Source organism: Mycobacterium sp. E3247 (genome assembly GCF_001667785.1).
In the GTDB taxonomy this organism is placed as follows: domain Bacteria; phylum Actinomycetota; class Actinomycetes; order Mycobacteriales; family Mycobacteriaceae; genus Mycobacterium.
The window spans coordinates 58230-69773 of record NZ_LZJG01000300.1 but is presented as its reverse complement, the minus strand read 5'-3'; the positions used below and the strand labels follow the sequence as shown (position 1 = coordinate 69773).

Genomic DNA, 11544 nt, shown 5'->3' with positions numbered 1-11544 from the left:
CCGGCCGGCGGCGCACCGGCGGCCGGTGACGGCGGCCCTGGGGTATCCGCAATCACCGAGGCCAATTTCGAGACCGAAGTCCTGCTCCGGTCCGAGGAAGTGCCCGTGGTGGTGCTGCTTTGGTCACCGCGCAGCGACGCCTGCGTCCAGCTCGTCGACATCTTGTCGGGGCTGGCCGCCGAGGACGGCGGCAAGTGGTCGCTGGCGACGGTCAACGTCGACGTGGCGCCCAGGGTGGCCCAGATATTCGGCGTCGACGCGGTGCCGACGGTCGTGGCTCTGGCCGCCGGGCAGCCGCTGTCCAGTTTTCAGGGCATGCAGCCGCCCGACCAGCTGCGAGGGTGGATCGACTCGCTTCTGTCGGCGACGGCCGGGAAGCTCAGGGGCCCAGGCAATTCCGAGGACGCCGACGAGGTTGATCCCGAGCTGGCCGCGGCGCGCGAACAACTCGAGGCCGGGAATTTCGAGGCGGCCAGAGGTTTGTATCAAGCGATATTGGGTGCCAACCCGGGCAGCGTCGAAGCAAAGGGCGCGATCCGGCAGATCGACTTTCTCATGCGTGCGACCGCACACCCGCCGGACGCCCTCGCCGCGGCCGACGCGGCACCGGGCGACATCGATGCGGCCTTCGCGGCAGCCGACGTCCAGATCCTCAACCAGGATGTCAGCGCGGCGTTCGATCGGCTGATCGCCTTGGTGCGCAGCACATCCGGGGACGAGCGCAGCCGCGTACGCACCAGGCTGATCGAGCTCTTCGAGCTCTTCGATCCGGCGGACCCCGAGGTCGTCGCCGGGCGGCGCAACCTCGCCAACGCCCTCTACTGAGCTTCCCGGTCGCCGAACGTCGGGTTGTCGGGGCCAAACGGGCCGCAATTCAACGCAAAGTCGGCGTTGGGCGTCGGCCTGTAACGGGTGGCCCGTAACGGGTTACGCGGGCTCGAGCCACAGGGCCGAGTTCGGCGGCAGCACCAGCACCGCCGAGGCCGGACGGCCATGCCACGGGTCCTCGGTGGCGTCCACCCCGCCCATGTTGCCGATCCCGGTGCCGTTGTAGTCGGTCGCGTCGGTGTTGAGCACCTCGCGCCAGCGGCCGGCGGACGGCAGACCCAGCCGATAGCCGCTGTGCTCGCTGCCTGCGAAGTTGAACACACAGGCCATCACCGAGCCGTCGCTGCCATACCGCAAGAAGCTCAACACGTTGTTGGCCGAGTCGTTGGCGTCGATCCAGGAGTAGCCGTCGGGAATGGTGTCCTGGCTCCACAGTGCCGGATGGCTGCGGTAGATGTCGTTGATGTCGTGCACCATCCGCAGGATGCCGTTCGAGAACCCCTGCTCGTCGAGGTGCCACCAATCCAGGCCGCGTTCCTCGGACCACTCGGCGCGCTGGCCGAATTCCTGCCCCATGAACAGCAACTGCTTGCCGGGATGCGCCCACTGGTAGGCGAGCAGGCTGCGCAGCCCGGCGGCCTTGACGTGGTTGTTGCCCGGCATCCGGCCCCACAGCGTGCCCTTGCCGTGCACCACCTCGTCGTGGCTGATCGGCAGCACATAGTTCTCGCTGAACGCGTACAGCATCGAGAACGTCATCTCGCCGTGGTGGTAGTTGCGGTATACCGGATCGCGGCTGATGTAGTCGAGCGTGTCGTGCATCCAGCCCATGTTCCACTTCATCGAAAAGCCCAGGCCACCAAGGTTTGTCGGGCGCGTGACACCTGGCCAGGACGTCGACTCCTCGGCGATGGTGACGATGCCCGGCGCCGACTTGTGCACCGTGGCGTTCATCTCCTGCAGGAACTGCACGGCCTCCAGGTTCTCGCGGCCGCCGTAGATGTTCGGCGTCCAGCCGCCCTCGGGGCGCGAGTAGTCCAGGTACAGCATGGAAGCGACCGCGTCCACCCGTAGCCCGTCGACGTGGAACTCCTCGAGCCAATACAACGCGTTGGCCACCAGGAAGTTACGCACCTCGTTTCGGCCGAAGTCGAAAACGTAAGTGCCCCAGTCGAGTTGTTCGCCACGCTTGGGGTCGGAGTGCTCGTAGAGCGGCGTTCCGTCGAACCGCCCCAGCGCCCAGGCGTCCTTCGGGAAGTGCGCCGGCACCCAGTCCACGATGACGCCGATGCCGGCCTGGTGCAGGGCGTCCACCAGCAGGCGGAACTCGTCGGGTGTGCCGAATCGCGACGTCGGCGCGTAGTACGAGGTCACCTGGTAGCCCCACGACCCGGCGAACGGGTGCTCGGCGACCGGCAGCAGCTCCACGTGGGTGAACCCGCGCTCGAGAACGTACGCGGTGAGCTGGTGGGCCAGGTCGCGGTAGCTGAGGCCGGGGCGCCAGGAGCCCAGGTGTACCTCGTAGGTGCTCATCGGTTCGAACACGGGATTGCGTTGGGCGCGCTGTTGCATCCAGTCCGCGTCCCGCCAGGTGTACTCGCTACGCGTCACGCGGGACGCGGTGTGCGGCGGCACCTCGGTGGCGAAGGCCATCGGATCGGCGCGCTCGGTCACCACCCCGTCGGCGCCGTGCACGCGGAACTTGTACAGGCCCTCCGCGGGGAAGTCGGGCCAGAACAGCTCCCAGACACCCGAAGAACCCAACGACCGCATCGGGGCATCGCTGCCCGTCCAGCCGTTGAACTCGCCGATCAGGTTGACGCCCTTGGCGTTGGGCGCCCACACCGCGAACGAAACCCCGTTGACGACACCGTCTGCCGTGGTGAACGAGCGGGGATGCGCGCCGAGCACATCCCAGAGTCGTTCATGGCGCCCCTCGCCGAACAGGAAGAGGTCGACCTCGCCCAGGGTGGGCAGGAAGCGGTAGGCGTCGGCGACCGTGTACGGGTCGGATCCCTCGTACTTGACTTCCAGGCGGTAGTCGATCAGGTTGACGAATGGCAAAGCCACCGCGAACAGGCCAGACTCGACGTGCTCCAACGGGAACCGATCGTCTCCGACGAGCGCGGCGACCTCAACCGCGTGCGGGCGGAACGCCCGGATGACGGTGTGGTCGCTGTATTCGTGGGCGCCCAGGACCCCGTGCGGGTTGTGATGCGTGCCGGCCAGCAGGCGCGACAGGTCGGCGGGGTCGGGCGCCAGATGCGTCCTGGCGAGTTGATCGGCTTGGCTCATGTCACAATCCCTCCGGTCCGTGTGGTGGCCTACGGAGCAGCTTCATCCGGGACTCCCGCGGGATGAGTGGCATGTTGATGACATGCGCCACCGCTCGCGCAGGGTCGATGCGGACGTAATTGGCCTGCCCCCATTGGAATTCCTGGCCGGTGATTTCGTCGCGCACCCAAAATCGCTCGTAGGGCTCCATACCCAATGCCGCCATATCCAAAAACAGGGTGGCCTCCTCGGCGCCGAACGCGTTGAGCGTCACCACCACCAACACACAGTCGCCGGTCGCGGGGTCGAACTTGCTGTAGGCCAGCAACGCGTCGTTGTCCACGCTGTGAAAATGGATGGTGCGCAACTGCTGCAGCGCGGGATGCAGACGGCGAATCTCGTTGAGCCGCGCGATGAACGGCTCGAGCGAGCGTCCCTCGGCGAGCGCACCCGCGAAATCGCGCGGCCGCAGTTCGTACTTCTCCGAGTCCAGGTACTCCTCGCTACCCTCCCGCACCGCGCGGTGTTCGAACAGCTCGTAGCCGGAATACACGCCCCACGCCGGGCCCATGGTCGCGGCCAGCACCGCGCGGATCGCGAACATGCCCGGGCCGTTGTGCTGCAGGATGGCATGCAGAATGTCCGGGGTGTTCACAAACAGATTCGGGCGCCGGAAGTCCGCTGATCCGGCGATGGCGTCGCCGAATTCGATGAGTTCCTGCTTGGCCGTGCGCCAGGTGAAGTAGCTGTAGGACTGGGTGAACCCGAGCTTCGCCAAACCGTACTGCCGGGCCGGCGGCGTGAAGGCCTCCGACAGGAAGAGCACGTCGGGGTCGATGCTCTTCGCCTGCGCGATCAGCCACGCCCAGAAGTTCGGCGGCTTGGTGTGCGGGTTGTCGACCCGAAAGAACATGACGCCGTGGTCCATCCAGTGCCGGACGACGCGCAGGACTTCGTCGTAGAGACCCGCCGGGTCGTTGTCGAAGTTGAGCGGGTAGATGTCCTGATACTTCTTGGGCGGGTTCTCCGCATAGGCGATGGTGCCGTCGGGCAGTTCGGTGAACCACTCACGATGATCGCGTGCCCACGGATGGTCCGGCGCGCACTGCAACGCCAGGTCGAGCGCCACCTCCATGCCCAGTTCCCGGGCCGCGGCGACGAACGCGTCGAAGTCCTCGATGGTGCCCAGGTCGGGGTGGACGGCGTCATGGCCGCCCTCGTCACTGCCGATAGCCCACGGGGAACCGACATCTCCGGGCGCGGCGGTGGGAGAGTTGTTGCGGCCCTTGCGGTGAACCTTGCCGATCGGGTGGATCGGCGGCAGGTACACGACGTCGAAACCCATCGCCGCGATCCGCGGCAGCTGGGCGGCCGCCGTCGCGAACGTGCCGTGAACGGGGTTGCCCTCGGCGTCCCAGCCGCCGGTCGAGCGGGGGAACATCTCATACCAGGAGCCGAAGCGGGCCAGCGGACGATCCACCCAGACGCCGTACTGTTCGCCGCGCGTGACTATATCCCGCAACGGATACTCGGCCAGAATCTCCTCGGTTTCCGGCGCCAGCGCCAGCGCCGAACGGGTGACCGGGTCCCCGGGGTTCCGCAGCGCCTCGGCGGCCGCCAGGAGTGGGTCACGCCGCGCGCGGGGCACCCCCATCGCGGCGCGCTCCAACAGCGCGGCGCCGACCAGAAGGTCGTTGGACAGTTCCGTCTCACCCTGGCCGGCCTCCAGCTTGGCCACCACGCCGTGACGCCAGGAGTGGACGGGGTCGCCCCAGCCGTCCACCCGGAACGTCCACAGGCCGACCCGGTCGGGCGTGAATTGCCCGTGGAAGACATAGGGCTCGAGGCCCAACGTCATCGGCAGCAGCAGCGGCTTGACCCGTTGCTGGTCCACCCCTCCGTCGACTTCGGTTGCGGGCTTCACGGGAGCCTGAATCGCTTTGATCCGGCGGGTTTCGGTCACCTGCGGATAGCGCGGCCCGAGGTAGCGCACCACCAGGGTCGCGGCGACGGCTTCGTGGCCTTCCCGCCACACCGCCGCGCGGACCGGGACGGTCTCGCCGACCACCGCCTTGGCGGGATACGCGCCGCAGGAAACGACGGGTTGGACGTCATCGATCTCGACACGACCAGGCACCACAGCTCCGTTCCGAATTGTGTGCGGCCAAACCGCGGTGTGCTCGTCGCGGAATGCCTCTCGTCTGGCGAAACTTCCTGTCGTGGGGAACTGCCTCTGCGGGGAAGCACCGTTGCGGCCCCGATAACTACCCGATACCCACCCTAGTGTCCGGTCACACCCTCGGCGGGAAAAGCGGGTCGCTGCCGCCGTGCGCGGGACGAAATCCTCAGTAAGGTAAGGACGCGTGAAAGCCCTCCGCCGCTTTACCGTCCGTGCACACCTTCCCGAACGGCTGGCCGCGCTCGACCAGCTGTCGACCAACTTGCGATGGTCGTGGGACAGGCCGACCCAGGACCTGTTCGCGACCGTCGACGTGGAGCTGTGGGAGCGGTGCGGCTCTGACCCGGTGGCGTTGCTGGGCGCGGTGAATCCGGCACGCCTCGACGAGCTGGCGCTCGACGAGGCGTTCCTGGGCCGGCTCGATGCGCTGGCCGCCGACCTGAACGACTACCTGAGCCGTCCGCTGTGGTACCAGCAGCAGCAAGCCGAAGGCGTGGCGATGCCGGCGGCCGTCGCCTATTTCTCGATGGAGTTCGGCGTGGCCGAGGTGCTGCCCAACTACTCCGGCGGCCTGGGCATCCTCGCCGGGGACCATCTGAAGTCGGCCTCCGATCTCGGGGTGCCGCTGGTGGCGGTGGGCCTGTACTACCGGTCCGGGTATTTCCGCCAGTCGCTCACCGCGGACGGCTGGCAGAACGAGACGTACCCGTCACTGGACCCCCAGGGGCTGCCGTTGCGACTCCTCACCGACGCCGCCGGGGACCCCGTCCTGGTCGAGTTGACGCTCCCCGATTCCGCCCAACTGCACGCGCGGATCTGGGTCGCGCAGGTCGGTCGGGTCCCGCTGTTGCTGCTCGATTCCGACGTCCCCGAGAACGAGCACGAGCTGCGCGGCATCACCGACCGGCTCTACGGCGGTGACCAGGAGCACCGGATGCGCCAAGAGCTGCTGGCCGGCATCGGCGGGGTGCGGGCGATCCGCGCGTTCACCGCCATCGAAGGCCTGCCCGCACCCGAGGTGTTTCACATGAACGAGGGGCACGCCGGGTTCCTCGGGGCGGAACGCATCCGCGAATTGATGACCGACGCCGGGTTGGACTTCGACACCGCGCTGACCGTCGTGCGATCCAGCACGGTGTTCACCACCCACACCCCGGTGCCCGCCGGCATCGACCGGTTCCCGATCGACATGGTGCGGCTGTATTTCGACGGGCATGCCGGAGATGACCCCGGTAACGGAGACGACCCCGACAAGAAGCCCGAGAAGGTCGGTAGCAAGGATGCGCCCGCGTTGTTGCCGGGTGTGCCGACTGCCCGCATCCTTGCGCTCGGCGCCGAGGACGATCCGACCAAATTCAACATGGCGCACATGGGTTTGCGGCTGGCGCAGCGGGCCAACGGCGTCTCGCTGCTGCACGGCGAGGTGAGCCGCGCGATGTTCAACGAGCTGTGGCCGGGGTTCGACGCGGATGAGGTGCCGATCGGCTCGATCACCAACGGAGTTCACGCGCGCACCTGGGCGGCGCCCCAGTGGCTGCAGTTGGGGCGTGAGCTGGCCGGGTCGGATTCGTTCGGCGATCCCGGCGTGTGGCTGCGGCTGAAGCAGGTCGACGCGGGTCACCTCTGGTGGATCCGCTCGCAACTGCGCACGTTGCTGGTCGAGGACGTCAGGCGCCGGCTGCGCAAATCGTGGCTGGAACGCGGCGCGTCGGATGCCGAATTGGGTTGGATATCAACGGCATTCGATCCGAATGTGCTCACCATCGGTTTCGCCCGGCGGGTGCCCACCTATAAGCGCTTGACGCTGATGCTGCGCGATCCCCAGCGGCTCGAACGCCTGCTGCTCGATGAGGACAGGCCGATTCAGTTGATCGTCGCGGGGAAGTCGCACCCGGCCGACGACGGGGGCAAGGCGCTGATCCAGCAGGTCGTGCGCTTCGCCGACCGGCCCGAGGTGCGCCATCGCATCGCCTTCCTGCCCGACTACGACATGTCGATGGCGCGGCTGTTGTACTGGGGTTGCGACGTCTGGCTGAACAACCCGCTGCGGCCGCTGGAGGCCTGCGGCACCTCCGGGATGAAGAGCGCGCTCAACGGCGGCCTGAACCTGTCCATCCGCGATGGGTGGTGGGACGAATGGTACGACGGCGAAAACGGTTGGGAGATACCGTCTGCCGACGGCCTGAGTGACGAGGCGCGCCGCGACGACCTGGAGGCCAGCGCGCTCTATGACCTGCTGGAGCAGGCGGTGGCCCCGAAGTTCTACGAGCGTGACGAACACGGCGTGCCGCCCCGGTGGATCGAGATGGTGCGGCACACACTGCAGACGCTCGGACCGAAGGTGCTCGCCTCGCGCATGGTGCGCGACTACGTCGAGCAGTACTACACCCACGCGGCGCAGTCGCTGCGCAGGACGGTGGGCCCCGCCGAAGACGGTGAGGACGCCGGCGAGTTCGGCGCCGCCCGCGAGCTGGCCGCGTACCGTCGGCGCGCCGAAGAGGCCTGGCCCAAGATCTCCATCACCGATGTGGACAGCACGGGGCTGCCGGACACGCCGGTGCTCGGCTCCAAGCTGACGCTGACCGCCACCGTGGCGCTGGACGGGCTCGCGCCCGACGAGGTCAGGGTCCAAGGGCTGGTGGGCCGGGTGGATGCCAGCGACGCGCTCCTGGACCCGACCACCGTCGAGATGTCGTACACCGGCACCGCCGAAGGCGGCAACCAGGTGTTTTCGACGACGCTGTCGCTACCGCTGGCGGGGTCCGTCGGGTATACGGTGCGCGTGCTGCCCCATCACCCGATGCTCGCCGGCAGCGCCGAGCTCGGCCTGGTCACGCTGGCCCGCTGACGTCAAGCGGGCAGACCCTCGGCCGCGGTGCGCAGCCGCTCCAGCGCGGCGCGAACCTGCGCCGGGTTGGTGGTCTGCCAGAACGGCGGCAGCGAGGCCCGCAGGTAGCCGCCGTAGCCTGCGGTGGCCATCCGCGAATCCAGCACCGCGACGACTCCCCGGTCGTTGACGCGGCGCAACAGCCGGCCCGAGCCCTGCGCCAACAACAATGCGGCATGGCTGGCGGCGACCGCCATGAAGCCATTGCCGCCGTGCGCCGCGACCGCGCGTTGCCGCGCGCCCAGTAGCGGGTCGTCGGGGCGCGGGAACGGGATGCGGTCGATGAGCACCAGCGACAGTGATGGCCCGGGCACATCGACGCCCTGCCACAGCGACAAGGTGCCGAACAGGGACGTCGGCGCGTCGGCGCTGAACTGCTCGACCAGCGCGGAGGTGCTGTCGTCGCCTTGACACAGGACCGGCGTCGACAACCGTTGGCGCATGGCCTCCGCGGCGGCCCGGGCCGCCCGCATCGACGAGAACAACCCCAGAGTTCGTCCGCCCGCCGCGGTGATGAGCTCGGCGATCTCGGTCAGCTGCTCGGCAGATCCGGTGGCGTCCCGGCCCGGTGGCGGCAGGTGAGCCGCGACGTAGAGGATTCCGGCCTTGGCGTGCTGGAACGGCGAGCCGACGTCGACACCGCGCCAGCGGGTCGGCTCTGGCCCGGTGTCTTCGGCGGTCAGACCCCACGCCGCGGCCATCGCGTCGAAGGATCCGCCGATGGTCAGGGTCGCCGAGGTCAGCACCGTCGTGGAACGGGAGAACACCCGGCCGCGCAGCAGGCCCGCGACCGACAGGGGTGCCACCCGCAACACCGGCCGCATGGAGCCCCGGTTGTCCTCGTGATCGACCCACACCACCTCGGTGCGATCGGGAATCGCGGGGCCGAACGACGTGAGGGCCCGCGACGCGGTATCGGAGATCTCGCTCAGCGCCGCCACCGCTTCGGCGCGGGCCGCGGCCGCTTTCGCGTCGCTCGTGGTGTCGATCGCCGAGCGCGCGGCGCTCGCGGCGTCGCGCAGCGCGGTGAGGTAGGTCGCCAGCTCCTCGTCGAGGCGGTCGATGCGGCCCGGCGTGGCTTCGTGGATCGCCGCCGCGAAGTTGGCCGTCGCCGCTTCGAGCCGTTGTGTCAGTTCGGGATTCACCAACCGCGCGATCCGCCTTGCCGCGACGCCCAGGGTGGCCGGCGTCAGCTCCGCGGTGGCCACCGAGGTCACCCGGTCGACCAATTCGTGGGCCTCGTCCACGACCAGCAGCGCGTGTTCGGGCAGCACCGCAGAGTCGGCGACCGCGTCGATGGCCAGCAGCGCGTGGTTGGTGACGACGATGTCGGCTCCGCCGGCCAGGCTGCGCGCCCGTTCGGAGAAGCATTCCGAGCCGAACGGGCAGCGGGCCACGCCCAGGCACTCCCGCGCCGAAACGCTGACCTGGGACCACGATCGATCCGGCACACCGGGTTTCAGGTCGTCGCGGTCACCGGAATCGGTCGTCGACGCCCAGGCGGTGAGTCGCTGGACGTCGCGTCCCAGCGCGGTGGCTGCCATGGGGTCGAAGAGCTCCTCCTGCGGCCGGTCCCCCGCATCCTCCTCGGCTTCGGCGCCGCCGTTGTGAATTTTGTTCAGACACAGATAGTTTCGGCGGCCCTTGAGAAGCGCGAACTGCGGGCGGCGGGGGAGCGCGTCGACGATGGAATCGATCAACCTGGGCAGATCGCGGTCGACGAGCTGCCGCTGCAGCGCGATGGTGGCGGTGGACACGACGACCGGTGAGTCGTCGTCGATGGCCCGGACGATCGCGGGCACCAGGTAGGCCAGCGACTTTCCGGTGCCCGTACCGGCCTGCACGACGAGATGCTCGCCGGTTTCGAACGCCCGTGCCACGGCGTTGGCCATCTCGAGTTGGCCGCTGCGTTCACTGCCGCCGAGGGCGGCCACGGCGACGGCCAGCAACTCGGGCACGGACACCTCGGACGTGATCAGCCTCTTTTGCTCTGCGGTGTTACCGAGCCGGCGGGGATCAGGGTCGTGGGGATCGCGGGCTCCCCGCTCGACAGGTTCAGACCCTCCCACGGCAGACTGCGCAGTCCGGAAGCTACCAGCTCGCGCGCCGCGGCCACATTCGGTTCGGACACCGCCTCGCCGCCGCGGACCAGCGGGACGGTTAACACCCGGTACGGCTCGGTCACCGGGGGCCGATGGCCCGCCGGATACACCAGCTCCTCGGTGACCGTGCCGGACGGGCGTGTCAGGCGCACCGCCTCTTTGCGGCCGCCGCGGGATTCCTTGTGGCTGCTGCGCTTTTGCACCGGCATCCCGTCGACTTCGACGAGCTTGTAGACCATGTTCGCCGTCGGTGCGCCCGAGCCCGTCACCAGCGAGGTGCCGACGCCGTAACTGTCCACCGGTTCGGCACCCAGGGCGGCGATGGAGAACTCGTCGAGGTCACCGGAGACCACGATGCGGGTCCGGTGGGCCCCCAACCGGTCGAGCTGCTCGCGGACCTGGCGCGCCAGGACACCCAGCTCGCCGGAGTCGATGCGGACTGCGCCGAGCGACTCCCCGGCGGCGGTCACCGCATTGGCCACACCGGTCGTCACGTCATATGTGTCCACCAGCAGCGTGGTGCCGACGCCCAGCGCCGCCACCTGGGCGCGGAAGGCGGCCAGCTCGGTCACCTCGGCGGGATCCCCGCTCGCGTGCAGCATGGTGAACGCGTGCGCCGAGGTGCCCTCCGCGGGGATTCCGTATCGGCGCTGCGCCTCCAGATTGGAGGACGCGGCGAAGCCGGCGATATAGGCGGCCCGTGCTGCTGCGACCGCGGCGTGTTCGTGGGTTCTCCGCGATCCCATCTCGATCAACGGACGGTCCCTGGCCGCACTCACCATCCGTGCCGCCGCGGACGCGACCGCCGTGTCGTGGTTGAAGATCGACAATGCCAGCGTCTCGAGCACGACACATTCGGCGAAAGTGCCGGTCACCGACAGCACGGGAGAGCCGGGGAAGTACAGCTCGCCTTCCGCGTAGCCGTCGATGTCGCCGCTGAACCGGAATTCGCGCAAGTAACGCAACGTGTCCGCATCGAGGAACCGCGCCAGCATCTGACACGCCTCGTCGTCGAAGCCGAACCGCGGCAACGCTTCGAGCAACCGGCCGGTCCCGCAGACCACGCCGTACCGGCGGCCCTCGGGGAGTCGGCGGGCGAACAACTCGAAGGTCGTCGGGCGAGAGGCGGTGCCGTCACGCAACGCCGCGTCCAGCATCGTCAACTCGTATTTGTCGGTAAGCAGCCCAGTTACGACCGGGTCGTTCATTCCATAACGGTATCGGCTGGCGTCGGGGGCTCGGAAACGTCACCCGGCCCTCGGTATCGTGTAAGC

The 11544-nt window shown here is 68.6% G+C and carries 6 protein-coding genes; 2 read left to right on the top strand and 4 right to left on the bottom strand.

What is annotated here, in order from left to right; genetic code table 11:
- On the top strand, positions 1-825 hold an 825-nt coding region (locus tag A9X04_RS16615; protein WP_067922492.1), incomplete at its 5' end, for a tetratricopeptide repeat protein.
- A gap of 102 nt (positions 826-927) precedes the next feature.
- Here A9X04_RS16615 and glgB read toward each other — a convergent pair.
- Positions 928-3123 carry a 1,4-alpha-glucan branching protein GlgB gene (gene glgB, locus A9X04_RS16610; protein WP_067922488.1) on the bottom strand — a complete coding sequence of 732 codons (2196 nt, stop codon included), beginning with the start codon at positions 3121-3123 and terminating at the stop codon, positions 928-930.
- Between the two features lies 1 nt (position 3124).
- Positions 3125-5239, bottom strand: a complete 2115-nt coding sequence (locus A9X04_RS16605; RefSeq protein ID WP_067922528.1) for an alpha-1,4-glucan--maltose-1-phosphate maltosyltransferase — start codon at positions 5237-5239, stop codon at positions 3125-3127.
- A gap of 226 nt (positions 5240-5465) precedes the next feature.
- Between A9X04_RS16605 and glgP the strand changes: the two genes are divergently transcribed.
- Positions 5466-8129, top strand: a complete 2664-nt coding sequence (gene glgP, locus A9X04_RS16600; RefSeq protein WP_067922485.1) for an alpha-glucan family phosphorylase — start codon at positions 5466-5468, stop codon at positions 8127-8129.
- A gap of 2 nt (positions 8130-8131) precedes the next feature.
- On the opposite strand, the gene A9X04_RS16595 is transcribed toward glgP, so the two are convergent.
- Both A9X04_RS16595 and A9X04_RS16590 read right to left on the bottom strand, forming a co-directional pair.
- Positions 8132-10147, bottom strand: coding sequence for an ATP-dependent DNA helicase (locus A9X04_RS16595; RefSeq protein ID WP_067922525.1), 2016 nt, complete (start codon positions 10145-10147; stop codon positions 8132-8134).
- A complete protein-coding gene (locus A9X04_RS16590; protein WP_067922482.1) occupies positions 10144-11478 on the bottom strand; it encodes a nicotinate phosphoribosyltransferase in 1335 nt (444 codons plus the stop codon). Before A9X04_RS16590 ends, A9X04_RS16595 begins: the two co-directional genes overlap by 4 nt.
- Positions 11479-11544: the final 66 nt, after the last annotated feature.